Genomic DNA, 24,819 nt, shown 5'->3' with positions numbered 1-24,819 from the left:
TCAATGATTCAAAGGCGACATTCTACACGTTAGGGACTCTGCAGGAACGTTCATCATTCTTATTGGTGCTGGAACCAAACAATAATTAAGCATAATATCAACATAAAATTAACAATAATATTCATTATCCACCTGTAAGAAGAAGGACAGAACCATGTCAGCCACGCTCCTCACGCGCGAATCTGCTAGCGCCCTCATTAGCGAAATTTTCGTTTATCACATGCCATTTAATCGAGCGTTAGGGCTAGAGCTTCAGCGTTTCGAGGCAGACTATGCCGAGCTAGTTTTCGATTCCAAAGAAATGCTGGTCGGCAATGCTCATCAGAAAATTTTGCACGGCGGTGTTATCGCATCGGTATTGGATGTTTGCGCAGGCTTGGTGTGTGTGGGTTCAGCCCTATTGCGCCATGACGAAATCACACAGGAAGAGTTGCTGGCACGACTGTCTAAAATGGGCACAATCGATATGCGAGTGGACTATCTACGCCCCGGCCGTGGTGAACGTTTTGTGGCTAGCGGTAGCCTGCTCAGAGCGGGTAATAAAGTCGCGGTTGCACGCGTTGAACTTCATAACGAATCAAACCTACATATTGCTTCAGCCACTGCCACGTATATGGTCGGCTAGGTAGCATTTTTTACCAGATTTCTGTGAAATCTTGGGATAAGTTAGGCTTAATTGAATCATCTCTGTTACTACTATGAAACATTCCAGAAAAATACAGTAGACTCAGCGCCTATTCATTTTTTCGGAAGTGTTTCATGGATTCGCAACAAACTCGCCAAGGCATCTTGTTTGCTCTGGCAGCCTATTTTATTTGGGGTATCGCCCCTGCCTACTTTAAGCTGATCCAGCAGGTTCCGCCCACCGAGATCCTGACACATCGCGTGATCTGGTCATTCTTCTTTATGCTGATTTTGCTTTCGCTGACTAAAAATTGGTCCAAAGTAAGAGCTCTGGGCAAAACCCCCGGCAAGATTGGCCTTCTCGCGCTAAGCGCTTGTTTGATTGGCGGAAACTGGCTGTTGTTTATCTGGGCAGTGAATAATCACCATATGCTGGAAGCCAGCCTCGGATACTTCATCAACCCATTGGTTAACGTATTACTGGGCGTGGTTTTCCTCGGTGAACGCTTCCGACGGATGCAGTGGATTGCGCTGGCGCTGGCGGTCTGCGGGGTACTGATTCAGCTCTGGAAGTTTGGCTCGGTGCCGGTGATCTCACTTGGGCTGGCGTTTAGTTTTGCATTTTACGGACTGATTCGTAAGAAAATCGCGGTTGATGCTCAAACCGGCATGCTGATTGAAACCCTATGGTTACTGCCAATTGCGGCTATTTACCTGTTTGGCTTTGCCGACAGCGCAACCAGCCATTTGAGTGCAAATCCCATGTCGCTCAACCTGCTGTTGGTGGCCGCCGGCATTGTCACCACCATTCCATTGCTGTTCTTTACAGCCGCTGCAACACGCTTACGCCTTTCTACGCTGGGATTCTTCCAATACCTTGGCCCAACGTTGATGTTTATTCTGGCGATTACCTTCTACAACGAGCAAATGACGCAGGACAAACTGGTGGCGTTCGGTTTTATTTGGGCGGCACTGCTGTTGTTTATTATGGATGCGCTGTATACGCAGAGAAAATTGCGCAGCTAAAGCAGACTTTCCTCCCCTGCGATGGGGAGGAAAAGAAGAGACAGATTAAAGCCAGTTTTTGCGCTTGAAGTATAAATACGGCGCAAGCCCCGCCAGAATCATCAAACCAATCGCCCCCGGATAACCGAACGACCATTTCAGCTCAGGCATGAACTCAAAGTTCATCCCGTAGCTTGATGCCACCAGCGTTGGCGGCAGGAATACCACCGATACCACCGAGAAGATCTTGATGATGCGGTTCTGTTCAATGTTGATAAAGCCCATTGCCGCCTGCATCAGGAAGTTTACTTTCTGGAACAGCGATTCGTTATGCGGCAGCAGGGATTCGATATCTCGCAAGACTTCACGCGCCTGCTCCAACTGGCTGGCCGGTAAACGCGCCTTACGCACCAAGAAATTCAGTGCTCGCTGGGTATCCATCAAACATAAGCGAACCTTCCAACCGATATCTTCCAGTTCAGCCAGTGTCGAAAGGGCTTCATCATATTCGTCGCCCTGATGACCTTCCATAATCACGCGGCTGAGCTTTTCCAGATCGCTGTAGATGTTTTCGATTTCATCTGCCAGTTGTTCGATTTTGGTTTCGAACAGATCGAGTAACAGCTCATAGGCGTTTCCATCGGCCAGCATCTGGTTACGGGCGCGCATGCGATACAGCCGAAACGCCGGCAGTTCGCGCTCGCGTAGCGTATATAGGCGACCATCGCGGATGGTAAATGCCACGGTGGAGTTACCGGCATGATCTTCCGCATCTTCATAATAGAAGAAGGAGTGAATATGCAGGCCGTCTTCATCTTCGAAGAAACGTGCTGATGCTTCGATATCGTCCAGTTCTGGGCGAGTTGCCAGACTTTGACCTAGCTCATCTTGAACTCGTTGACGCTCATCTTCTTCAGGTTCGACTAAGTCGACCCACAGAGATGAAGTCAGATCTTCCGTGTCATCCAGCTCCAGACGGGATAAGCGGCTGTTGTCTAATCTAAATGCACTTAGCATGCTTTTAAACTCCGTTGCGGTGACATTAAGGATCACGCATGGAGCACAGGAAACAAACGAGGGGTAGCGTCACCCAGCTGTTTCAGACCATATCAGATCTGACTCATAGCGACGTATAGAGGTCGCTGACAACCACGAAGGCTATCAGCATAAGTGGATAGCCTTAGAAGTTGTACCCGCTAACGGGTTCATTGAGCCAGTATCTACTGGGTGTGTCCAAGGCGTATGTCCTCACAGATAATAGTGCGCGCATGTTACGCCGATACGAAAAAGCCTGTCAACTGGCGTTGTGACTAATTCCAGAACATTATTCACTCAGGATGTTTTATACCAAAACATTTATGGATTTTGCTTTCGACAACCATGCTGCAATCGGAAATGTAAGGTAAAAATTATATCTCTAGCTTGACCCATCTATTACCTTATAGCAATGCATTCACCCATTAGACTCCACTATTCCTAAAATCAGGCACACCCTATGAAACAAATCACGTTTGATGATCTGAAACAACAGAGCGCCGCTGCGGCCAGCGCACCTCGTTTACGCGCTCACCGCAATTTTCACCCAGAATTGAGCGATCCGGTGCAGCGTCTTGCCATCGCGATGGAGCCCGGAACTTACATCCGTCCACATCGCCATCCGCATACTTTCGAGCTTTTGCTGCCGCTGAGCGGCCGCTTTGTGATACTGAATTTTGACGAGCAAGGCGTGGTAAGTCGTCGCGTGGTACTCGGCGAAGAGTGTGTGGCTCTAGAGATGGATGCCGGAACCTGGCATTCGGTACTGTCACTGGATCACGGCGGCGTGATTTTTGAAGTTAAACATGGTGGCTATCAGCCCGTCACCGAGCAGGATTCCGCGCCTTGGGCCCCCGCAGAGGGCGAGGCTGGCACTCAGGAACTGATGGTGTGGTATTCGCAGGCACAAGTTGGGGATAAATATTCGATTGCCGAATAAGCGCCCAAACGCTCCCCCTGAAAAGGGGGAGATTGGAAAGAGGGACTCAATCAGGATTACATCGCCTCTAACTTGGCATAAGCCGCAACCAGCCACTTAATGCCTTCGCCCTGAAACGCAATCTGCAAGCGACTATGCTCACCGCTGCCTTCCAGATTGATCACCGTACCTTCACCAAACGTGGCGTGTTTCACCCGCTGACCGAGTTTGAAACCGCTGTCATTGGCGCTGATTGGGGTTCCCATACTGGCGTGTTTAACGGGGCGGGTAACGCTTGCCCGCAGGCGCACCTCTTCTACGCACTCTTCTGGTAATTCCCCAATAAAGCGAGATGGGCGGTGATAAACCTCTTTGCCATACAGACGGCGAGTTTCCGCATAGGTGATCGTCAGTTTTCGCATCGCTCGCGTCACCCCAACGTAGGCCAAGCGGCGTTCTTCTTCCAAACGACCGCCTTCATCCAGCGACATTTGGCTTGGGAACATCCCCTCTTCCATCCCCACGATAAACACCTGTGGGAATTCCAGACCTTTCGCCGAGTGCAACGTCATGAGCTGAACCGCGTCTTGATAAGCGTCTGCTTGCCCTTCACCGGCTTCAAGCGCCGCATGTGACAGGAATGCCTGCAGCGGCAGCAAGTCTTCGTCTTCATCCTCATAGCTGTACTGACGCGTAGCGGTCACCAGTTCTTCTAAGTTCTCAATACGCGTTTGGCCTTTTTCACCCTTTTCTTGCTCATACATCTGACGCAGACCCGAATCGCGCACCACGCGGTCTGTCTGTACATGCAGCGGCATATCAGCCGTATCACTGGCTAAGGCATCAATCAGCTCGATAAAGCGCTGTAGTGCGCCTGAGGCTCGCCCAGCAAACACTTTTTCTTGGATCAGCTCGTGTGTGGCCTGCCATAACGTCAGTTGACGATCGCGGGCGGCTTGGCGGATAACGTCCAGCGTACGATCACCAATACCGCGCGTTGGCGTGTTAACCACACGCTCATACGCCGCATCGTCATTACGGTTGGAAATCAGGCGTAAATACGCCAACGCATCTTTGATTTCCTGACGTTCGAAGAATCGTTGTCCACCGTAAATACGGTATGGCATCGCCACCTGTAACAGTGCCTCTTCCAATACACGCGATTGGGCGTTGCTACGATAAAGAATGGCGCAGTCGTTAAGAGAGCCGCCGTTGTCCTGCCACGCTTTAATCCGATTCACCACAAAACGTGATTCATCCAATTCATTAAACGCGCAGTAGAGCGAAATTTTTTCGCCGTCGCCGTCTTCGGTCCACAGCTTTTTACCCAAGCGCCCATCGTTATTTTCAATTAAGGCGTTGGCGGCTTTCAGTATATTGCTGGTTGAACGGTAGTTTTGTTCTAAGCGGATAGTCTCAGCACCGGGGAAATCATCCAGAAAACGTTGGATGTTCTCAACCTGAGCGCCACGCCAGCCATAGATCGACTGATCGTCATCGCCAACAATCATCACTTTGCCGCTATTGCCCGCCAACATCTGGATCCATGCGTACTGAATCCGGTTGGTATCTTGGAATTCGTCCACCAGAATATTGGTGAAACGTTCGCGATAGTGGTTGAGGATTTGAGGCTTGTTGAGCCAAAGCTCGTGAGCGCGTAATAGCAGCTCGGCAAAATCCACCAGCCCCGCACGGTCACAGGCTTCTTGATAGGCCTGATAGACGCGCAGCCATGTCTGTTCTACCGGATTTCCGTAGCTTTCAATGTGCTGAGGGCGCAGACCATCATCTTTTTTGTTGTTGATGTACCACATGCCTTGACGCGGCGGCCACTGTTTCTCATCCAGATTCAATGCCTTAACGATACGTTTAAGCAAACGTAGCTGGTCATCGCTATCAAGGATTTGGAAATCCTGCGGCAGATTGGCATCCAGATGGTGCGCACGCAGCAGGCGGTGCGCTAAACCGTGGAAAGTACCGATCCACATGCCGCCTTGGCTAGTGCCAATCAGATGTTCGATACGGTGGCGCATTTCCGCCGCGGCTTTGTTGGTAAAGGTGACGGCCATAATCGAAAACGGCGAACAGTTTTCTACCGACAGCAGCCACGCGATGCGATGCACCAATACGCGCGTCTTGCCGCTTCCGGCTCCAGCCAGCACCAGAAGATTACTGCGTGGCGCAGCAACGGCTTCGCGTTGTTTATCGTTAAGGCTGTTGAGCAGATCGGAAACGTCCATAGGCACCGTTTTAAAATGGGGAAACAGACGCGTCGCTAAACGCAATACGTCTTTTTCACTGGGAATTTATACAGATTATTGGAGATTATATCAGCGCGGTGAGCGAATCCAACCGTGAAATCTCAACGTGAGGTAACAAACGGCTATCTGAAGCGGTTGTTAGGCTGCGCTCACGGTCGTTGATCCAGCAGGCCTGCATGCCGCAGCGCACGGCTCCCGCCACGTCGGTGGTGAGGTCATCGCCCACATGCAGAATATTTCCGATGGGAACGTTTAAGCGCTGCTGAGCGGCACAATACATGTCGTTGTAAGGCTTAGCGCGTCCGTCAGGACCTGAGCGCAATATAAACGCAAAATAGTCCGCTAAACCAAATAGGTTCGGATCCGCATTACCGTTGGTAATTGCCGCTAACGGCGCTTTCTCCGCTAACGCTTGCAGCGTCTTATGCGTCGACTCCGGCACCGTGATTTGGCTACGCCAGTAGGCAAAGTTTTCCATCGCAGAATCTGCGCCAGCGCTAGCTTGGGCGTGGTTAAAACCGTTTCGCGTTAACGCCAGATGCACAGCCTGCCATCGCCAGGCGGTGACGTCGTGATAAATTTCAGGATTTTCAGCCCGCAGTTCAGCGCGCAGGCGTTGCCAGTCAATGCTTTGCCAATCGCGCAGCGGTTCAAAGTTTTGCTGCAAAAATGCCAGAGACTCTCGCTCGGTACGCATAATCACGGGGTGATTATCATAAAGCGTATCGTCCAGATCGAAGGTAAAAGCCCCGATCGCGTTGAGCGGGCGATAGAAATGAAGCGTCGAGCACATCAGGATTTTCCTCGTTTCGCGCGTGGATGCGCTGCATCATACACCTTCGCCAAATGTTGGAAATCGAGGTGGGTATAGATTTGAGTGGTGGTCAGATTCGCATGACCTAGCAGCTCTTGCACTGCACGCAGATCGCCACTGGATTCAAGCATATGCGTTGCAAAAGAGTGACGGAGCTTATGCGGGTTAATATGACTGGTGACGCCTTGTTTAACGCCCCATTCAGCAAAGCGCTTTTGCACGCTTCGCACCGAAATTCGCTTACCCAGCTTAGACACAAAAACAGCGTCATCTACCGGATCGTAAATCTCACGCAGTGGCAGCCACTGTTCCAGCCAATGAATGGCCGTACGTCCAATCGGCAGCTTTCGCTCTTTGCTCCCCTTCCCCATCACCCACACCTCGCCTGAGGCCATATTCATGTGGCGGCAGTCTAATCCCACCAGTTCGGAAAGACGCAGACCCGCGCCATACATCACTTCCAGCATGGTGCGATCGCGCACGGCAAGGGGATCGCTCGCATCTATGTCGAGCAGACGGTTTACGTCATCAACGTCGAGATTTTTGGGTAAGTGGCGAGCCTGTTTCGGTGCGCTAATGCCTTTCGCCGGATTAACCGACATCACGCCTTGGCTCACCTGCCAATCGATAAAGCTGCGTAGCGCCGACAAACGTAGGGCAAGGCTTGCAGCCTCAAGGCCTTTTCGCTTGCTACGCGCGGTTATCATACGCACTTGGGTTGCATCGAGTTGCCGCCAATCGCGTAAACCAGCGGGGGCAACAATCTCAATAATGGCAGTCAGCTGATGATGATAGCTTTCGATGGTATGCGGGCTGAGCTGACGCTCAACGCGCAAAAAGCGCAGGAATGCCTCAACCGGCAGTTCCAGCGCCTGAGTATCACTGCTCATTGGCGTTCAATCCAACGGCTGATTAGCCCCGGCATCAGCAATGCGAGCTGATCAAGCAACACGGTGCCTTGACCTTGCTGATAATGATGGCTATCGCGACTGCTGAAGATAATCAGACCTAAGTCACCAAACTCACCCATCAAAGAAAGCGCGACCGAGCCCACCATTTTCGCCTGAGGCAAAACCAGCAATAGCTCAGGGCCATTCAGAGTACCGAGATAGTGGTTTTGGTTCCCCAATCGTTGAATTCGCATCATTTCAAATTCATTGCGCGACAAAGCCAAATGCGCAAAGTCAGAAGGCGCATTCAGATACCATTTGTCGCTAAACAAACGAATATTGGCACCGGCGAGCCCAAGAGAACGCGCCCAGCGGTTAAATCGTTGGAGAAAATCAGCAAGGCTTTCTGCGCCCGCAAGATGCCCTTGGAGCTCTAGCAGGCGATTAAACAGAACTTCATTGGCGCTGGCCTGTTCCATCAGCAACGTGATCTCCTCTTCTAAATTGAAGATGTGCTGACGTTGTCGGTTCAGTTGCCATTCAACTAATGAAACGGCACCACGCACCGGATGAGGGATCTGCATCTGCTCAACATTGCGTGCATTACGAATGAAGAAGTCAGGATTCTGTTGCAGATACTCCATCACCTGCGCGTCACTTAGCGCCAGATTATCCAATACCCGATCTTCGATGTCGCTCATAGTTGTCTATCGCTCACTCATAAACGTATGAATTACAGGTGTATAAATCCATCATAAACGTGGGTCGCAGGGCCTGTCATAAATAGGGGGTTATCAGGCCCTTTCCAGCGAATGTGCAAACGCCCACCGGGAAGATCAACCTGAACGTTTTCATCCAGCAAACCTTGCTGGATCCCCACGGCAACCGCCGCACAGGCACCGCTGCCGCAGGCCTGAGTTTCACCTGCGCCGCGTTCATACACCCGTAGTTTGATCTGATTACGGTTAATGACCTGCATGAATCCTACGTTAACGCGTTCAGGGAAGCGTTCGTGGCTTTCAAGTACCGGACCGATGGTTTCCACCAGCGCCGTTTCAACATCATCAACCTGAAGCACGCAGTGGGGATTCCCCATCGATACCGCGCCGCACAGAATAGTATGTTCAGACGCACGCATGATATAGGTCTTTTCCGCTTTCACGGCTTTGAACGGGATCTTGGACGGCTCGAAAATCGGCTCGCCCATATTTACCGTGACCAGCTCGTCATCGCTGACCTTGAGCACCATCCGACCATTCTGCGTGCTTACGCGAATTTCACGTTTATTGGTTAACCCTTTCAAACGCACGAAACGAGCAAAACAGCGCGCGCCGTTACCACACTGCGCAACTTCGCTCCCATCGGCGTTGAAAATACGATAATGGAAATCTAAATCAGGATCGTAAGGCGGTTCAACGATCAGCATCTGATCAAAACCAACGCCGTTATGTCGATCGGATAGACGGCGGATAAGCTCCGGCGAGAAGTATACGTTTTGTGTAACAGCATCAACGACCATGAAATCGTTGCCTAAACCGTGCATTTTAGAGAACTGCATAACTACCTCTCACCCTACGCCTTAACTTCCGTGGTCACCGAACTAACATCCTGACAGTTCTCGCTATCGTGGATTATTGGCCTTGTTCTACACCGGCAATATTAGACGGTGTATTCGCGCCCTGATTTGCAGCAGGCGCGTTAGTTTGTGTATCTGGCTGGCTCTTCGACGCCGCTGGGGCATCAGCCGGAGGAAAGTATAAAGGCCCTTTCAAACCGCAACCAGCAAGGCCGAATAGGGAAATAGCCACCAAGGCCCAACGAAATTGTTTTTTCATGGTCATTACCATTTATTGTATTAATGCGTGTGAATCCTACCTATAAGCTCTCTATAATCGCAGTTGGACCCTGAAAAGCAATAGGAAATGATTATGAACGATACCGAGTTTCACCAGTTAGCAGATAAGCTGATGTTAAACATCGAAGAGGCCATTGACGCTTATGAAGGTGATGCCGACATCGACTATGAAACCAATGGCGGAGTGATGACGCTGACCTTCGAAAATGGCAGCAAAATCGTGATCAACCGTCAGGAGCCCTTGCATCAGGTATGGCTCGCCACTAAAGCAGGCGGTTACCACTTCAGCCTGCGTGATAATAGCTGGATTTGCGATCGCAGCGGAGAAGAGTTTTATGCTTTGCTGTCAACCGCATGCAGAGCGCAGTCTGGCGAAGAAGATGTGGTAATTTCGGCATAAGCCGAAACGCGAGCGGCATCAGCGCCCACTCCAACTCTCCGCTGAATAGGGAAGAATTGGAGTGGTGCTGTATTTACGATTAATGCAGCTGGAACTGCTGCTTAAGCGGCGTGCCGTCGTTGTCGTCATTGACGTTGCACTGTGGCAACACGTTGGTACGGAACGGCATCACCTGAGAACGTCCATCGGCATTTACGATCTGGTAGAACTGCGGCAGGTTAAAGTTGATAAAGCTTGAACCGTAGGTAAAGCGGTCATGCGATGACGAATAGAAACGGCTAACGTCGCGCACTAGCTCCTCTTTGCTGCCTTCACAGTGGTGATAAACTTCCACACGGTTGGTTTCATCCAGAATGTAGATGTTAAACCCATCGTTATCCCCATCTTCAAAGAAGAATTGGATTATCCCTTCGCTGGCGTAACCATCAACCACGGCGGGCAAATGTACCTGCTCGGTTTCTACCTGAATAGAAAGCCCATGCAGCTTGTTATTAGAAATGGCACCATAAAACTCAACCGCATTTTCCAATTTCTGCACCGATACGCTCAGACGTTCAAAGAACAGTCCCCACGTTTGCCCAGCGACGCGTACGGCTTTAAAGCGACCCGGCTCTAAACGAGTGCTAGACAAGCGAAGGTCAATACATTCAGAAACCAGCTGCTGTAGACGCGTGCGGATTAACCCGCGTAAATGCTGGCTGTAGCACAAGACCTCAACGGACTCCGGCGGAGCGGCATCCTGATGCATTTTGCCTAAGATCGTTTTCAGCGCTTCTAATACCGCCTGTTCACCGCTGAAATGTAGGGTACGCACCTCATTCCACGAGTTGCGATACAGTAGGTCGATACTGCCAACTAAGCATTGCTGCTGCTGACCAAAGCTAAAGACATCCAGCTTACGGAAATCAAAATGCACCACCTGATTGCGGAAGGCCGCCGTTGGATCATTTTCCAAGTTGACGATAATCGCCAAATGGCGGATTTCACACGGGCTGTATAACGCCTTCGGTGATGGCGCAGGCAAGCGAATCGGGAAATGCTGCGACACATCATGCACTAGGCCCTGAAGCTTATTGATATCGCACAGGTTGTTGTTGCTCTTGATGTGTAGCTTAGTGTCCGCCGTCAGCAATCCGTTGAAATAGGCCCACGCCACTAATTTGTTTAAGTAGCGGTTATATTCCAACGGCTGATGGCTAATGATGGTATCGATAGTCGGCGCTTGGTTATACAAGTACCAGCCGGTGCGGTTAGCGCGGCCAATCGGCACATGAATAAACGTTAAGTTCTTTTCTGATAAATCCGGTGAAATTTGCGGGTTTACCAGCGTCACTTTACCCGGCAACGCTTCAAACGCAGCGTAAAGCTTACGGGTCAATACCCCAATATCTTGCGGGCTAGCGCTGACGCTTAGGTTATTACGGCGCGCGAAGCGAATGAGGTTGCGATAGCTCTGCATCATCGCATCTAACAGTTCATTATGCGCTTCACGCACGCGTTCAATTTTCCAATTGGCGCGGTCATCAAGCACTTCGATACGCTCTTGACTCCAGCCCCAAGACTCAACCAGTTGGCTTAAAATTTCACGCCGCCAGCCAACGCAGGCGCGGCTACGCGATAATTTTTCACACACTTTGAGATAGAAACAACGGCGAGCCAGATCGAGACGCGCGGTATCATTGATTTGCTCAAGATAGTGCGTCACACGTTCCAGCATCATGCAGTAAGGATCGAGTCCGAACGAGACAATTTCGCCTTTATGTAAACGTTGTTTGATGGTGATCGCCAACAGTTCAGCGTTGGGGTATTCCCATGAGTAAGCTTCCAGCAACAACGTTTTCAAGACAGCTTTGTACGGCGAATCGATGCTTTTATAGAGCTGCCACAGGCTAGCGCCAAAGTATTCTTCGGCAGACAGCGAGCTTAGACCACCAAGATCGAGCCATTCGTTTGGCGTAAGCGCGCCCTGCGAGTACAGCGACATGACATATTCGTCGTAATGCGCTTCCTCTTCGCTTGGCACCATATTCCACAGAATACGTTTGCCCGCCAGACGCACCGCGGTGCGATAGAACTCATCAAGCAATAAGATATGCTGGGTAGACCCACAGTCTTCCCCACCCAGACTGCCGCTTTCGTTATGACGAAAACGGTTTTCATCGATGAGGAAGAAGCTCACTTCAACGCCCAGCGATGCAGCCCATTTCTCCAGCTGTGTACATTTTTGCTGTAATCGATTGCGCTCTTCGCCATCTAACCAAGATTGGTGGCAAACCCAAATATCCAGATCCGAACTACAGCTTTGCCCAATAGAAGAGGTGCTTCCCATTGAGTAAACGCCAGTGATCGGCAATTGGCCTGGGTGATCTGCCGCGATGGAACCCGGAGAACGAAGATCGATTTCATGTAAGTAGGTTTGCTGATTTTCATCAGGCGTGTAGAAACAAATGCCGTGGGGAACGTTACCATCAAGGTAACCCGGCATCAGCGGGTGGTGGTAATGCAATAGGGTTGGCAGCAGACTGTAAACCTGTTGAAAGGCCGGCCCCATGGCCGCTAAAGCGCGATCAACTCGAAGTTGATTTATCGCATCCAGTCTCTGTTTCAGTGTCTCGATGTAGAGGTACAAGACGTTTCGCCTGATTATTCCAGTGTCTGAGAGAAGCCTGTTTCCGTACCTTACCGTTTTTCTGGTAAGAAATGTTTTAATAAGAAATTGCTGGAAACGTGATCAATCTAACACCTTGCTGGTTGACCGTAAAGTATGTAAAGCCACACACTTATTGTTGCGCCTTTCTTGTCTTTGATCTTACCGACTATTTCATCCATTCTCCTTCCTGATTATTTTCCCGCCAAACAGCCATTAGGTTCCAGCGCTGCACGTTTGCGAACAAAATGATAGGATGAAGCATAGGATAAAAATGGATATTCACATGCTAGAAATAACCCCTCAGCCACATCAGATCCTCCGTATCGCCACCCGACAAAGCCCGCTGGCGTTATGGCAAGCCTATTATGTGCGCGATCATCTACAGGCCCATTGGCCGGATTTGACCGTGGAACTGGTGCCTATGGTGACGCGTGGTGACGTTTTATTAGATACACCACTGGCAAAAGTTGGTGGCAAAGGCCTGTTCGTCAAGGAGTTGGAGCTTGCTTTGCTGGACGGGCGCGCGGATATTGCCGTTCACTCAATGAAAGATGTGCCGGTCGCTTTTCCTGAAGGTTTGGGGCTTGTGACTATCTGCGAGCGCGAAGATCCACGCGATGCTTTTGTGTCACCGAAGTATGCTCGACTTGAAGATCTTCCTGAAGGCAGTATCGTCGGCACATCAAGCCTGCGCCGCCAGTGCCAGCTTAGAGAAATTCGTCCCGACCTGATCGTTCGCGATCTTCGTGGCAACGTGGGTACGCGATTAGCCAAACTGGATAACGGCGACTACGATGCCATTATTCTGGCCGCTGCCGGTTTAAAACGCTTAGAGCTTGAAGAGCGTATCCGCTATGCATTACCACCAGAACAATCCTTGCCAGCCGTAGGCCAAGGCGCCGTCGGCATCGAATGTCGATTGGACGATGCAAAAACCCAAGCCTTGCTCGCACCGTTAAACGATAGCGATACCGCGACTCGAGTTATCGCTGAACGCGCCATGAACACGCGTTTAGAGGGCGGCTGTCAGGTTCCTATCGGCAGCTATTCAGAGCTTAATGGCGACGAAATATGGCTACGAGCGTTGGTGGGCAAGCCTGATGGCACTCTGATTATTCGTGGCGAACGCCGTGGGCCACGCGCTCAGGCGGCTGAATTAGGTGTTTCGCTAGCAGAAGAACTGCTAGAGCGCGGCGCGCGTGAAATTTTAGACGACGTGTATCAAGGACAAACGCCACGATGAGTATCCTGGTAACTCGCCCATCACCTGCGGGTGAGGAATTAGTCAGTAGACTACGAACCCTAGGGCGAGCGGCCTATCATGCTCCATTAATCGATTTTACTCCGGGAACTGGCCTCGCTGCGCTACCAGACCTTCTGGCACAGCTTCAGCAAGGCGATTTAGTTTTTGTTCTATCGAAGCACGCAGTACGCTATGCGCATTCGTATCTACAACGATCCGCGATAGCATGGCCACGCGAACTCAACTATTTTGCCATTGGCCGCCCAACCGCGCTGCGTTTACATACGGCGACAGGTTTGCCGGTTGCCTACCCTCAACCTCCCGAAACGTCTGAATCTTTGCTATTGCTACCAGAACTGAGAAATATCGCGGGTAAGCAGGCATTAATTCTGCGCGGCAACGGTGGACGAGAGCTGTTGGCAGAAACATTGACCCAACGCGGCGTGAGCGTAACACTGTCAGAATGCTACCAACGTTGTGCTATCCACTATAATGGTGCAGAGCAAAGCGCACATTGGCGACGACAGGGCATTTCAACGCTGGTCGTGACAAGTGGCGAAATGCTGCAACAACTGTATGATTTAGTTCCTGATTACGATCGGCAAATGTGGTTTCTACATTGCCGCTTGATTGTGGTTAGCGAACGGTTGGCTACCCTCGCCCAGGAATTGGGCTGGAAAGACATTCAGGTAGCTGAAAGTGCTGATAATGACGCGCTGATCCGCGCGCTACAATAACTGACTATGGGAAGTGCCAAGATGACGGAACCGACAACCCCGCCTGAAAAGGTTGAGGAAACGAACACCGCGACTGAACACGAGATCCAGCCAGCATCTAATCTCAATAACAATACTTCTGGTGAGCAGGTCGCTAAAACTGTGAAAAAAGAATCCGCAAAAGGGCCGGTGCTCGGTGCTATCGCTATCGTTATAGCAATCGCTCTCGGCGCAGGCTTGTATTATCACGGCCATCAGCAAGCTCTGGCTCAACAAGCTGAAAACAATGAGCTCAGCGACCAACTGACCGCATTGCATACCGAACAGGCTCAAGAAAAGCTGCGCATTAATGCGTTAATCAACCAGCAAAACAAAGCGCTCAGCGTGACCGATCAGTTGCAAACCTCGCAGTCGCAGCAGCTAAAAGAGCTGGAAGCGAAAGTGGCCGCAATTTCCGGTAGTGATGCGAAAAACTGGCTGCTGGCTCAGGCTGACTTCCTCGTCAAGCTTGCGGGCCGCAAGCTGTGGAGCGATCAGGATGTGACGACCGCGGGCGCATTGTTGAAAAGCGCAGATGAAAGCTTGGCTGAAATGAATGACCCAAGCCTGATTGACGTTCGTCGCGCCATTACCGAAGACATTGCCTCGCTGGCCAGCGTTAGCCAAATTGACTTCGATGGCATTATTCTCAAGCTGAATCAGCTCTCAAACCAAGTTGACGATCTGCGTTTGGCAGATAACAACACCGACGAAGCGCCGATGGATGAAGACAATGGTGAAGTATCGAGCTCACTGACCGAATGGCGACAGAATCTGGTGAAAAGCTGGCATAACTTTATGTCGGAATTTATTACCGTGCGCCGTCGTGATAGCAGTGCCGAACCTTTGTTAGCCCCAAATCAGGACGTCTATCTACGCGAAAATATTCGTTCTCGCCTTCTGGTTGCCGCACAGGCTGTTCCTCGCCATCAAAACGAGGTTTATCAACAGTCGCTTGAAACTGTCTCAACGTGGGTACGTGCCTACTTCGACATGAACGACCCGACAACCAAAGCCTTCTTAAGCCAGTTGGATGAACTCAGCCAACAGTCCATCAATATGGATGTTCCTACAGAGCTGAAAAGCCAGCCGTTGTTGGAAAAGCTGATGCAAACCCGCGTGCGTAATTTGATGGCAACACCTTCTGTGCCAGCCGCAGCACCCGCAACGCAGGGGGAATAGACATGCTTAAAGTTTTATTGCTGTTTATTATCCTGATCGCAGGGATCGTTCTGGGGCCGATGTTTGCTGGTCATCAAGGCTATGTTCTTATCCAAACGGATACCTACAACATTGAAACCAGCGTCACATCGCTAGTGATCATGTTGATCCTGCTGATCGTTGTGCTTTTCGCGATTGAATGGGTGCTGCGCCGCGTATTCCGCACCGGTGCCCGCACTCGCGGTTGGTTTGTTGGCCGCAAGCGTACTCGCGCTCGCAAACAAACACGTGAAGGCTTAATGAAGTTAGCCGAGGGTGATTACACTCAGGTTGAAAAACTGCTTTCACGCAATGCGGATCACGCAGAACAGCCTGTCGTTAACTATTTACTGGCCGCAGAAGCCGCTCAGCAGCGCGGTGATGATCTACGCGTAAACCAGTATTTGGAACGCGCGTCAGAAGTTGCTGATAGCAACCAGCTGCCTGTTGATATTACCCGAGTACGTATTCAGTTGGCGCGTGGTGAAAATCATGCTGCCCGCCACGGCGTAGATGCACTGCTTAACGTAGCTCCGCGCCACCCCGAGGTTCTTCGTTTAGCCGAGCAGGCGTATGTTAAAACGCAGGCATATCAGTCATTGCTTGAGATCTTGCCGAGCTTGGCAAAAGCCAACGTGTATAACGATGAAGAGATCCAAAAGCTGCAACTTCAAGCTTACATTGGCCTAATGAACGAACGTATGGCCAACGGCGGTAGCCTCGAGCTGAAGAGTTGGTGGAATGACCAGAGCCGTAAAACACGCCATGAAACAGCGCTGCAGGTGGCCATGATTGAGCATCTTATTGAATGCAACGATCACGATACAGCTCAACAAATTCTAGTTGATGGTTTGAAGCGTAAGTTTGACGAACGTTTAGTGTTGTTGATGCCAAAACTGAAATCAGGTAATCCTGAGCAGTTAGAAAAACTGTTGAATCAGCAAATTAAGCAGCACGGCGCAAGCGCGCTGCTTAACAGCACTTTGGGTCAGCTCTTGATGCGTCATGGTGAATGGCAGCAGGCAAGCGATGCGTTTCGTGCCGCGCTGAAGCAGCGTCCTGACGCCTACGACTACGCGTGGCTGGCTGACGTACTTGATAAACTGCACCGCCCAGAAGAAGCGGCGCAGATGCGACGTGACGGATTGCTATTGACGCTTAAACAAGAGCAGCCTGCGAATCCATCCTAACAATTGCTTCACTTCTTAAAAGCCCGCTATGCGGGCTTTTTTATTGCTCTATTTTAGGCAAAAAAAAACACCTGCCAAAAGGCAAGTGCTTAAAAGGACAATCAGATCTTAGGACAACTGATTGGTGTCTCACTCAACGTTACGCCCGTAGCTTGATGAAGGGTCAAGACCACTATCATCAGAATCGGACAATAGACACCGTAAATTGGCTCTGCATCATTCGGAGGTTTATGAAGCTTTCGCAAGCATAAGGAGGTGAATGAGCATCTACGTGATAATTAATGCACATGGCGTGCCAAGTTTTTTCTATACGGAATTTAAACCGTATTTTTCCATGATTCGATAAGCCTGAGGCTTTAGGCGTGGCTACATTTTTATAGCACGTTGGGATTTCAGCGAATTTAACGCTCAGATCGTGGTTCTAAATAGTAGAACTCATATTCAGTCTATAAAATGTCGTCTAAAAACGACACCATTACCTTCATTATTATTTATTCAATTAAATTAATGAGTTATAAGTCTCAATTCAGAGACATCACATATGGCCTTTGTCGTGAATAGCCAACGAGTTAAAAATAGTCTCTTTAAATCAACAGGCTAAATAGAAATAAAACGATAGAGCTATCACTGAGTGGTTCATAGGACATGGTGCAAAAGAAGGAGATATTTTAGACGAAAAAAAACCCCGCATTGCGGGGTCTTTCTCAAGAGTGGTCGGCGAGAGAGGATTCGAACCTCCGACCCACTGGTCCCAAACCAGTTGCGCTACCAAGCTGCGCTACTCGCCGATACAATTCTTTTCACCGATAATGCCAACTTCACATTATGGTTTTCTAGCTGTCTGAAAAAGATTTCTTTGTAGGAAATCACTTTCATAAATTGGTCGGCGAGAGAGGATTCGAACCTCCGACCCACTGGTCCCAAACCAGTTGCGCTACCAAGCTGCGCTACTCGCCGATAACTCTTTAGACTACCAAGAGTTCGTACTGCTAAATGACCTCAGTCATTTTACTACTCACAGATTTACCAATTCTAGATTGGATGTGGTGCGAAGAGAGGGACTTGAACCCTCACGTCCGTAAGAACACTAACACCTGAAGCTAGCGCGTCTACCAATTCCGCCACCTTCGCAATGCCACTTAAATCTGGGGTGGCTAATGGGACTCGAACCCACGACAACTGGAATCACAATCCAGGGCTCTACCAACTGAGCTATAGCCACCATCAATTCTTCTAACGCGGTATCGTATTGTACTACATACTACCTCAATACCACCGCAGCTCTTGCACACAAAGCTCAATAAAAAGCTTTTTATAAAACTGGTGCGCCCGACAGGATTCGAACCTGAGACCTCTGCCTCCGGAGGGCAGCGCTCTATCCAGCTGAGCTACGGGCGCTTAGCGCCGTTGCGGGAACGGATATTACGGACTTGGTGCCATGCTGTCTAGTGCTTTTTGTCATAAATATTGCGTTTGATTAGACTTTGCGCATTCTGACGCAAAAGTCGACGCTTTACCCTACGACTTCTATCAAATCATCAGTGTTTATCCGCTATCGATGGATTTTCATCCATGACGTCACTGACGAATGAACATACCGCTGGCAGATAAAAGTGGCAACAATAAGGGGCTAAAAGCCCCTTTGATCTGCTGGCTATAGACGACCGCCATAGTAATACCCTAAAAACTTAAGCAGCTTCAGCTGACGGCGCCAACGTGTAGGCTGCGACAGCAAGCGGTAAAGCCACTCCAAGCCAAGCTCTCGCCAGACTTTAGGCGCTCGTTTAACGTGTCCAGTAAATACGTCGTAGGTTCCACCGACTCCCATATAAAGTGCATCGGGATAAACGTTACGACAGTCGCGCATTAGGATTTCCTGTTTAGGCGAGCCCATCGCGACGGTCACAATCTTTGCGCCACTCAAACGGATGCGCTCAAACAACGCCGCACGGTCTTCTGGTTTAAAGTAGCCATCTTGGCTACCCACGATATTTACGTTCCATTGCTGACGTAGCTTAGCTTCGGTTTCAGACAAAACCTCTGGTTTACCACCGATCAAGAATATCGGTATTTCACGTTCTCCCGCACGCTGCATTATGGCTTCCCACAAGTCAGCACCCGCTACGCGACTTAAATTCGCGTTTGGATATTTTCGGCGTATCGCACGAACCATGCTGATGCCATCGCAATATTTATACTCCGCCGCACCAATCAGGTCGCGCAAAGGCTTATCCACTTCAGCGGTCATGACCTTTTCAGCATTGATGGCAACCAAAGTACCAGTCTTCAGTTCACCGTCATCAAATAGGTGCTCAAGAAAGTGCGGCATATCACGGAAGCCCCAAAGCTCAATACCCCTGATGTCATATTTAGGAATGGGGTTTGTCGTCTGCATGTTCATTATCCTTGTAATACCTTTTCAACCGGAGCCGTAGCCCGTGGTGTACGATTCCGGCGTACGTGCTGTCGAATCAACCCAGCACTATCAAACAACCAATAAAGTAGTTTTGCCAGCAGTAGGCATAGCCCAAAGATCAGGCAGAAGAACACCACTCGCGAAACAAAGGAGTCCACACCCTCACGCGCCAGCACGATAATGTTAAATACCGCACCAAAACAAAATGCCTGCATCACTGCGGCTTTGTAGCGATTTGGTTCGCGCTTGCCCTTTTCATAGAGCCAATCAAACCACTTAATAATCATGCCCACTGCAACGGCACCCAACGGAATAAACGCAACACCGCCCATCACGACCAAAGAACCAATCAGCGTTGGCGAGATAGCCAGCCCGGAATGGTTGTTCAACACTTCCCAGGTGAAGTAGTTGGCGGTATTGAATACCTGATCGGGACGCCCCGGCCACATCCAACTTGGGATGAAAACATAGAAGTCACGGATGATCGGCGCCAACCCTTGGAATTCAATCTTGTCGTAATTCTGCAGCAGTAAGCCTAAGTTTTCCCACGGCGAGAATGTATCTCGCGTGAGGTATAAGAACGTATAAAACGCCTCATCGCCGCTAACGTTCATGCCATAGCGTTTAAGCGCAAGCCAGAACATACCGACGACGCCTAAAACCCCCGCAGCCACCAGCATCCACAGCGTGATCCAGCCGCGAACAATGCCGATAAATAAGAACAGCGCAAAAGCGATAATAATATTGGCGCGGGTTCCCCCCACAATCACGTAGGTCAGAATACCAAATGCTACCGTGCTCACTAAAAAGAACAGCCACGCACGCTGATCCTTCTTGAGAAAGTAAACCACCAGCATGGCGGGAATGAAGAAATAGAAGAAGCGCTTAAGCGCCACGCCCGATACATCGCTGGAGAAAATCTGGCTGTATGAATGCAGCTTGAATAGCAAGAAGCCGTTGTTCATAAAGAACACGCCAACGGTGCCAATCGCAATCAATGCCAGCAGAATCCATGTCAAATGCGCTTCGACACGGTTAACACTGAACATCGAACGTTCAACGTTAACCTTCTGTACCGGTCTTAGGCGGGTTTTATAGGTAACATAATAGATGGCATAAAATGCCGTTGCTGAAAGCTGGGCATAAAGCAGATATTCAACGGGAACAATCGTCACATCAAACCGGAATACCAGCATGCAGGTCAGTGGGAACCCAAAGTAAAACGTCAGCAAAAACAGCAATGAGAAGAAAACATTGAAGTTAAAACGTACGCGTCGAAACTCTTTGTAGGTCAAAAATAGAACGAAAACGACCGAGAAAAAGTAGACCAGCGAAAGCCCGCCTAATTGCGCTAGAGTCATACCTGCTCCCCTGCAGCAATGGCTAATGCTTGCTGCCAGCCATCAATATAGTTTGGATTAAAGAACGCAATTTGGCCCTTATCGACCCCGCTCATCTGCCTCTGTGCTTCACGCACCACGCTTGGGTCTAGCGAATCACCGTAAAACAAAACGGGTAAATGCTGCTCGGCCAGATCCTGCCAGAATGGATTCTGACGACTCAAAACAAACGGCACCCCAAACTGAATCAACAGGCACAAAGTCCCAATCCCCTGTTGGCGATTGAAAATGAAATAGCCCAAATCACAGCGACGTAAGATATTGAGATAATCATCAAAAGCCACCTGCTCAGTTAGGAGCTGTACATTCTCCGCAGGGAATAAACGCTCAGCCGCGTCTCTCACTTGAGCAATATAAGCATCATTATTCGCCGGATAGCCCAGTGGGATAATGATGTGGTTATGGTCACCAAACTGCTCTTTGATGGATTCCAACGCTTCAATATGACGATTCGTCCGATCGCCCGAGTTCCCCACTAAAATAGTCAGCGGGCCATCCGGTGATTTTGCTGGATTCTCCAGCGTCAACGCGGGATCCATACGCGTAGGGAAATAGAGCAAAGAGGCGGGTACACGAGGATGGCGCTGCTGGTAATGGATTAAATCACCACGCGTAGCAAATACGTGTCCAATTCGCCCTTGAGCCACTCGTCGTAGCAAATAGAAAAGGCGGAATTTCCAGCTGGTCGCATCCTCATACAGGTCTGCGCCCCAAACATGCCACGCCACCTGTGACGATTTGATTTTCCCCATCAGTATCGCAATCCACAGCGTGGGATTAAATTGGCCATGCAGGAAGAAACGCACCGAACGATCGGCTTGAGCTCGCTTAATGACCGCTTCAGCTAAGCTTTTTTTATCGGGCCAAACGGCAATATCGAGTTTATCAAACGCGCTAAAAGCCGATGCATCGCGTGCAGCAATCATAAAGTGTCGCGCCTGCCCCTCGGGCACACGTTCACTCAGAACGTCATTAAAGAAGCGCAGCACGGTAATATTATGGTGTGGGATATCCGATCCCAGAACGTGAATCAGTGTCGTCATGCCCGTCTACGATAAATCAAGAATACAGATGTGCAGAGCAGGAAATAGACGATGTAAGTCGCCATATATGCCTGAGCTGCCCCAAGAGCGCCATGCTGCGGGATCAGCCAATGCGAGAACCCGGTTAGCAAGATAAACTGGCTAACTTCGGTCATGACATAAAAACGCAGCGATGCTTTAGCAATCACTAAATAGCCAAAAACATAGGAACCGACTTTCAGTACATCGCCGACCAATTGCCAAGCAAAGAGATCGCGCATCGCCGTAAATTTATTTGAAAACAGCAACCAAATGGCAAAATCGCGCAGTAACCACACGGTAAAACTCGCTGCGGCCACCGCCGGTAATACAAACATAAGCGAGCGCGTAATTTCACGGCTGATCTCATGTTTACTCACCAAGCGCGACAGCGTCGGCAACAGATAAACGCTAAAGGAAGCCGTAATAAATTGCAGGTAGGCATCTGAAATACTGCTAACGCCTTGCCAAATCCCTACTTCATCCCAGCTATAGTACCGAGCAAGCAGATTTCGCATCATCACATAGGCCACCGGCAGCGTCACCGACGTGATGAGCGCCATGATAGTGAATTTGCCCAAATGACTCGCAATGGCTTTATCCCAGCCGAGACGAAAATAATTTAGCGGTATATGTTGGCGTTTAAATAGCATGAACGCCGCAGGGATCACCACGATGGCCGGAACCAGTGCCAGCCCAGCCAATGCGCCAGGATAGCCACCAAACGCATAGCAGAGATAGTACGCCACCACCCCCAGCAAACTACCGCCGATGATCGATAGCGCGTTGCCACGTGCATCACGGAAACCTTTTAGCACCGCCATGAAGAAGTTGGCGTAGGCAATCCCCATCTGGATAAACGCCACGGCGCGGACTATTGGTTGATAGTCTGCGTGCCCGAATAAACCTACGCTTATCGGTTCAGCCGCTATCAGGAACACCACCGCCAGTAGGGTCGAGAACCCTAAAATCATGCTGGAAGAAGTACCCATGACCGCTTTTAAACGATCTGGCTGCTGATGGTATTCCGCCACGTATTTGGTGATACCGTTAAAAATACCTGCACCAGACAGAACGCCCAAAACGGTCACCATCTGGCGGAAGTTCCCCGCCTGACCCACACCGCTGGGGCCAAAAGAGACCGCCAGCAGTTTTACGACCAACAGCCCTACCCCGATTTTTATCAGCGTAGAGCCTGCCGTCCAAAGAGATGCTTTTGCTAATGACATCAGCCGAAGAAACTCAGGATCGTGTTGATCACCGTACGTTGGTTAACGTCAGACATATTATAGAACAGCGGTAGACGGGCTAAACGCTCGCTCTCTTTGGTGGTGAAGTTATTCTCACCAGCAAAATGGCCAAAACGCTCGCCGGCCGGGCATTCATGCAGCGGAATATAGTGGAATACCGACATGATTTCGGCTTCTTTCAGATAGCTGATAAACGCCGAACGCTGTTCAATATCATTCAACTTAAGGTAAAACATGTGCGCATTTTGCTGGCAATCATCAGGTACGGATGGGAGCTCAACTTTGCCCTTTTTAGCTAACGGTAAAAACGCATCATAATAATTCTGCCAAAGCTGCAAACGGCGCTGATTGATCTTCTCAGCGGCTTCCAACTGAGCCCATAAATAAGCAGCCTGTAGGTCAGACATCAAATAGCTAGAGCCAATATCACGCCAGGTATATTTATCGACGAGGCCACGGAAGAACTGGCTACGATTGGTGCCTTTCTCGCGGATAATTTCAGCACGCTCAATCAGTGCAGGATCGTTAATCAGCGTCGCGCCGCCTTCGCCACCGGCGGTGTAGTTTTTGGTTTCATGGAAGCTAAAGCAACCAATATGACCAATGGAGCCCAGCGCTTTACCTTTGTAAGTCGACATCACACCCTGAGCAGCATCTTCCACTACAAACAGATTATATTTTTTCGCCAGCGCCATAATGGTGTCCATTTCACAGGCTACGCCTGCGTAGTGAACCGGCACAATCGCGCGCGTTTTATCCGTAATAGCGGCTTCAATTTTGGTTTCATCGATATTCATCGTATCTGGACGCAGATCGACAAACACGACCGTCGCACCACGCAGCACAAACGCGTTAGCCGTGGAAACAAAGGTAAAACTCGGCATGATGACTTCGTCGCCAGGCTGAATATCGAGCAGCAGCGCAGCCATTTCCAAAGAGGCGGTGCACGAAGGCGTCAGCAACACCTTAGCGCTGCCAAAGCGTTGTTCCATCCACTGCTGGCAACGGCGGGTAAAACCACCGTCACCGCACAGCTTGCCGCTGCTCATCGCAGCCTGCATATACTCAAGTTCGGTCCCTACCACTGGAGGAGCATTAAATGGAATCATGTGTTCACCTGTATAGCCAGTAGGCCGTGCTTTCAATCACGGCACCGCTGCGAATATAAAGCCGTAAAGCCGGAATATTGCCAATTTGCGTTGCAACATGCAGACGCGACAAGTTTTTATCCCGACACCAATTTTGTGCCAATAGCATTAATTGCCTGCCAACGCCAAGACCGCTACACTCTGACGCAACCGCCAGCAGACCAATTCTGGCCTCGCCATTATCAAGAGCTCGCAGGGTGACAAAACCCGCGGGTTTCATCTGTGCATTCAGAACTAGCAGGCATTGATGGTCAAAGGTGCCCAGCACGGCTTTTTCCACCCACTCGGCGTAAAAACGTGCGCTATCGTCTGCTTGATACCAAGGCGCCCGAAAGCGACTAAGCGCGAAAGCCTGAGCGGCCTGAGTCCGTAGCCAAGGAATATCCTCAGCAGACGCAATGCGACAAGAAGAGTCCATCGGCGGTGAATTAGCAGGTTCCGTGCCAAGTTGGGCTTTTTCTATAGGAAGAGAAAGATCAATTTCTCCCTCAACCAGACGAAAACCTAGATTTGCTAAGCCATCCGCCAGCGCGACTCGGTCTGCGGGAATTTTGGCCTGCACAATATCAAACGGCTGAAAATCAGCCGTTGTTAATATTGGAGCCGCCGTTGAAAAAGCTAACTTGGCGGTGCGGAGATGAAAATATTCACTCTCCCACGCCAAGGGTTCAATACTGGCGTGGACGCACATGTAATCGACCCA

General features: G+C 50.1%; 22 protein-coding genes and 5 tRNA genes. 8 read left to right on the top strand and 19 right to left on the bottom strand.

All coding sequences use genetic code 11. The annotated features are described in order from the left end of the window. Positions 1-154: 154 nt before the first annotated feature. On the top strand, positions 155-625 hold the full coding sequence (locus tag CPY98_RS00950) for a thioesterase family protein (protein WP_025802154.1): 471 nt from the start codon (positions 155-157) through the stop codon (positions 623-625). Between the two features lie 134 nt (positions 626-759). After that, entirely contained in the window at positions 760-1,650 is an 891-nt protein-coding gene (gene rarD, locus CPY98_RS00945) for an EamA family transporter RarD (RefSeq protein ID WP_096385997.1), read from the top strand. 45 nt (positions 1,651-1,695) lie between these two features. Here the strand turns inward: rarD and corA are convergent, their stop codons facing one another. Beyond that, a complete protein-coding gene (gene corA / locus CPY98_RS00940; RefSeq protein ID WP_025802150.1) occupies positions 1,696-2,646 on the bottom strand; it encodes a magnesium/cobalt transporter CorA in 951 nt (316 codons plus the stop codon). Between the two features lie 478 nt (positions 2,647-3,124). Between corA and CPY98_RS00935 the strand changes: the two genes are divergently transcribed. Next, complete coding sequence (locus tag CPY98_RS00935; RefSeq protein ID WP_096385994.1) at positions 3,125-3,604, top strand: WbuC family cupin fold metalloprotein; 480 nt, start codon at positions 3,125-3,127, stop codon at positions 3,602-3,604. A 56-nt stretch (positions 3,605-3,660) separates the two neighbouring features. Here CPY98_RS00935 and uvrD read toward each other — a convergent pair whose 3' ends face one another. The 6 genes from uvrD to CPY98_RS00905 all read right to left on the bottom strand — a co-directional run bounded on the left by uvrD (position 3,661) and on the right by CPY98_RS00905 (position 9,383). Then, entirely contained in the window at positions 3,661-5,823 is a 2,163-nt protein-coding gene (gene uvrD, locus CPY98_RS00930) for a DNA helicase II (RefSeq protein ID WP_025802146.1), read from the bottom strand. Positions 5,824-5,908: 85 nt separating this feature from the next. Next, positions 5,909-6,637: a 5-amino-6-(5-phospho-D-ribitylamino)uracil phosphatase YigB gene (yigB, locus tag CPY98_RS00925; RefSeq protein WP_096385992.1), complete on the bottom strand. Its 729-nt coding sequence runs from the start codon at positions 6,635-6,637 to the stop codon at positions 5,909-5,911. After that, positions 6,637-7,548 (bottom strand): tyrosine recombinase XerC, encoded by a 912-nt coding sequence (xerC, locus tag CPY98_RS00920; RefSeq protein ID WP_043490227.1) that lies wholly within the window; start codon positions 7,546-7,548, stop codon positions 6,637-6,639. Before xerC ends, yigB begins: the two co-directional genes overlap by 1 nt. Next, positions 7,545-8,249, bottom strand: a complete 705-nt coding sequence (locus CPY98_RS00915) for a DUF484 domain-containing protein (RefSeq protein WP_040046686.1) — start codon at positions 8,247-8,249, stop codon at positions 7,545-7,547. The genes xerC and CPY98_RS00915 overlap by 4 nt, the downstream gene beginning before the upstream one ends. Before the next feature lie 32 nt (positions 8,250-8,281). After that, entirely contained in the window at positions 8,282-9,106 is an 825-nt protein-coding gene (gene dapF, locus CPY98_RS00910; protein WP_025802138.1) for a diaminopimelate epimerase, read from the bottom strand. A 73-nt stretch (positions 9,107-9,179) separates the two neighbouring features. Continuing rightward, positions 9,180-9,383 carry a lipoprotein gene (locus CPY98_RS00905; protein ID WP_096388699.1) on the bottom strand — a complete coding sequence of 68 codons (204 nt, stop codon included), beginning with the start codon at positions 9,381-9,383 and terminating at the stop codon, positions 9,180-9,182. 93 nt (positions 9,384-9,476) lie between these two features. Between CPY98_RS00905 and cyaY the strand changes: the two genes are divergently transcribed. Next, positions 9,477-9,803 (top strand): iron donor protein CyaY, encoded by a 327-nt coding sequence (cyaY, locus tag CPY98_RS00900; protein WP_043490222.1) that lies wholly within the window; start codon positions 9,477-9,479, stop codon positions 9,801-9,803. Between the two features lie 79 nt (positions 9,804-9,882). On the opposite strand, the gene CPY98_RS00895 is transcribed toward cyaY, so the two are convergent. Continuing rightward, positions 9,883-12,432, bottom strand: coding sequence for a class I adenylate cyclase (locus tag CPY98_RS00895; protein ID WP_025802132.1), 2,550 nt, complete (start codon positions 12,430-12,432; stop codon positions 9,883-9,885). 304 nt (positions 12,433-12,736) lie between these two features. Here CPY98_RS00895 and hemC point away from each other — a divergent pair, with 304 nt between their 5' ends. Genes hemC through hemY form a run of 4 tightly spaced genes read left to right on the top strand, consistent with a single transcriptional unit; the run spans position 12,737 to position 16,841 of the window. Next, the gene (hemC, locus tag CPY98_RS00890; protein WP_043490264.1) at positions 12,737-13,696 is read left to right on the top strand and encodes a hydroxymethylbilane synthase; all 960 of its coding nucleotides are present in this window, start codon (positions 12,737-12,739) and stop codon (positions 13,694-13,696) included. Continuing rightward, complete coding sequence (gene hemD / locus CPY98_RS00885) at positions 13,693-14,433, top strand: uroporphyrinogen-III synthase (RefSeq protein WP_096385989.1); 741 nt, start codon at positions 13,693-13,695, stop codon at positions 14,431-14,433. Before hemC ends, hemD begins: the two co-directional genes overlap by 4 nt. A 21-nt stretch (positions 14,434-14,454) precedes the next feature. Further along, positions 14,455-15,633, top strand: a complete 1,179-nt coding sequence (hemX, locus tag CPY98_RS00880; protein ID WP_043490220.1) for a uroporphyrinogen-III C-methyltransferase — start codon at positions 14,455-14,457, stop codon at positions 15,631-15,633. Positions 15,634-15,635: 2 nt separating this feature from the next. Continuing rightward, complete coding sequence (gene hemY / locus CPY98_RS00875) at positions 15,636-16,841, top strand: protoheme IX biogenesis protein HemY (RefSeq protein ID WP_025802125.1); 1,206 nt, start codon at positions 15,636-15,638, stop codon at positions 16,839-16,841. 711 nt (positions 16,842-17,552) lie between these two features. Here the strand turns inward: hemY and CPY98_RS00870 are convergent. The 11 genes from CPY98_RS00870 to rffC form a co-directional block, all read right to left on the bottom strand. Continuing rightward, positions 17,553-17,629 (bottom strand) — tRNA-Pro (locus CPY98_RS00870). A gap of 92 nt (positions 17,630-17,721) precedes the next feature. After that, positions 17,722-17,798: transfer RNA gene (locus CPY98_RS00865), tRNA-Pro, on the bottom strand. An 87-nt stretch (positions 17,799-17,885) separates the two neighbouring features. Next, positions 17,886-17,972: transfer RNA gene (locus CPY98_RS00860), tRNA-Leu, on the bottom strand. A 15-nt stretch (positions 17,973-17,987) separates the two neighbouring features. Beyond that, positions 17,988-18,063 (bottom strand) — tRNA-His (locus CPY98_RS00855). A gap of 99 nt (positions 18,064-18,162) precedes the next feature. Next, positions 18,163-18,239: transfer RNA gene (locus CPY98_RS00850), tRNA-Arg, on the bottom strand. 256 nt (positions 18,240-18,495) lie between these two features. Then, complete coding sequence (wecG, locus tag CPY98_RS00845; RefSeq protein WP_046450403.1) at positions 18,496-19,242, bottom strand: lipopolysaccharide N-acetylmannosaminouronosyltransferase; 747 nt, start codon at positions 19,240-19,242, stop codon at positions 18,496-18,498. Continuing rightward, complete coding sequence (gene wzyE, locus CPY98_RS00840) at positions 19,242-20,618, bottom strand: ECA oligosaccharide polymerase (protein ID WP_096385984.1); 1,377 nt, start codon at positions 20,616-20,618, stop codon at positions 19,242-19,244. The genes wecG and wzyE overlap by 1 nt, the downstream gene beginning before the upstream one ends. Then, on the bottom strand, positions 20,615-21,700 hold the full coding sequence (locus CPY98_RS00835) for a TDP-N-acetylfucosamine:lipid II N-acetylfucosaminyltransferase (RefSeq protein ID WP_096385982.1): 1,086 nt from the start codon (positions 21,698-21,700) through the stop codon (positions 20,615-20,617). Before CPY98_RS00835 ends, wzyE begins: the two co-directional genes overlap by 4 nt. Continuing rightward, positions 21,697-22,947, bottom strand: coding sequence for a lipid III flippase WzxE (gene wzxE, locus CPY98_RS00830; protein WP_096385979.1), 1,251 nt, complete (start codon positions 22,945-22,947; stop codon positions 21,697-21,699). The genes CPY98_RS00835 and wzxE overlap by 4 nt, the downstream gene beginning before the upstream one ends. Next, on the bottom strand, positions 22,947-24,077 hold the full coding sequence (rffA, locus tag CPY98_RS00825; RefSeq protein ID WP_043490209.1) for a dTDP-4-amino-4,6-dideoxygalactose transaminase: 1,131 nt from the start codon (positions 24,075-24,077) through the stop codon (positions 22,947-22,949). Before rffA ends, wzxE begins: the two co-directional genes overlap by 1 nt. Positions 24,078-24,081: 4 nt before the next feature. Further along, the gene (rffC, locus tag CPY98_RS00820) at positions 24,082-24,807 is read right to left on the bottom strand and encodes a dTDP-4-amino-4,6-dideoxy-D-galactose acyltransferase (protein WP_096385977.1); all 726 of its coding nucleotides are present in this window, start codon (positions 24,805-24,807) and stop codon (positions 24,082-24,084) included. Positions 24,808-24,819 lie beyond the last annotated feature (12 nt).

The sequence above is a fragment of the Hafnia sp. CBA7124 genome, from assembly GCF_002355555.1.
In the GTDB taxonomy this organism is placed as follows: Bacteria; Pseudomonadota; Gammaproteobacteria; order Enterobacterales; family Enterobacteriaceae; genus Hafnia; species Hafnia alvei.
Note: the sequence above shows the minus strand (reverse complement) of the source record. Positions and strands in the feature narration are given on the sequence as shown.

Excerpts from the sequence above, each read along its gene's own strand:
- wzxE (WP_096385979.1), bottom strand. The coding sequence starts at position 22,947 with ATGTCATTAGCAAAAGCATCTCTTTGGACGGCAGGCTCTACGCTGATA.
- uvrD (WP_025802146.1), bottom strand. The coding sequence starts at position 5,823 with ATGGACGTTTCCGATCTGCTCAACAGCCTTAACGATAAACAACGCGAA.
- rffA (WP_043490209.1), bottom strand. The coding sequence starts at position 24,077 with ATGATTCCATTTAATGCTCCTCCAGTGGTAGGGACCGAACTTGAGTAT.
- wecG (WP_046450403.1), bottom strand. The coding sequence starts at position 19,242 with ATGAACATGCAGACGACAAACCCCATTCCTAAATATGACATCAGGGGT.
- rarD (WP_096385997.1), top strand. The coding sequence starts at position 760 with ATGGATTCGCAACAAACTCGCCAAGGCATCTTGTTTGCTCTGGCAGCC.
- CPY98_RS00915 (WP_040046686.1), bottom strand. The coding sequence starts at position 8,249 with ATGAGCGACATCGAAGATCGGGTATTGGATAATCTGGCGCTAAGTGAC.
- hemY (WP_025802125.1), top strand. The coding sequence starts at position 15,636 with ATGCTTAAAGTTTTATTGCTGTTTATTATCCTGATCGCAGGGATCGTT.
- hemX (WP_043490220.1), top strand. The coding sequence starts at position 14,455 with ATGACGGAACCGACAACCCCGCCTGAAAAGGTTGAGGAAACGAACACC.
- CPY98_RS00835 (WP_096385982.1), bottom strand. The coding sequence starts at position 21,700 with ATGACGACACTGATTCACGTTCTGGGATCGGATATCCCACACCATAAT.
- corA (WP_025802150.1), bottom strand. The coding sequence starts at position 2,646 with ATGCTAAGTGCATTTAGATTAGACAACAGCCGCTTATCCCGTCTGGAG.
- cyaY (WP_043490222.1), top strand. The coding sequence starts at position 9,477 with ATGAACGATACCGAGTTTCACCAGTTAGCAGATAAGCTGATGTTAAAC.
- rffC (WP_096385977.1), bottom strand. The coding sequence starts at position 24,807 with ATGTGCGTCCACGCCAGTATTGAACCCTTGGCGTGGGAGAGTGAATAT.
- CPY98_RS00905 (WP_096388699.1), bottom strand. The coding sequence starts at position 9,383 with ATGAAAAAACAATTTCGTTGGGCCTTGGTGGCTATTTCCCTATTCGGC.
- wzyE (WP_096385984.1), bottom strand. The coding sequence starts at position 20,618 with ATGACTCTAGCGCAATTAGGCGGGCTTTCGCTGGTCTACTTTTTCTCG.
- dapF (WP_025802138.1), bottom strand. The coding sequence starts at position 9,106 with ATGCAGTTCTCTAAAATGCACGGTTTAGGCAACGATTTCATGGTCGTT.
- xerC (WP_043490227.1), bottom strand. The coding sequence starts at position 7,548 with ATGAGCAGTGATACTCAGGCGCTGGAACTGCCGGTTGAGGCATTCCTG.
- hemC (WP_043490264.1), top strand. The coding sequence starts at position 12,737 with ATGCTAGAAATAACCCCTCAGCCACATCAGATCCTCCGTATCGCCACC.
- CPY98_RS00935 (WP_096385994.1), top strand. The coding sequence starts at position 3,125 with ATGAAACAAATCACGTTTGATGATCTGAAACAACAGAGCGCCGCTGCG.
- yigB (WP_096385992.1), bottom strand. The coding sequence starts at position 6,637 with ATGTGCTCGACGCTTCATTTCTATCGCCCGCTCAACGCGATCGGGGCT.
- CPY98_RS00950 (WP_025802154.1), top strand. The coding sequence starts at position 155 with ATGTCAGCCACGCTCCTCACGCGCGAATCTGCTAGCGCCCTCATTAGC.
- hemD (WP_096385989.1), top strand. The coding sequence starts at position 13,693 with ATGAGTATCCTGGTAACTCGCCCATCACCTGCGGGTGAGGAATTAGTC.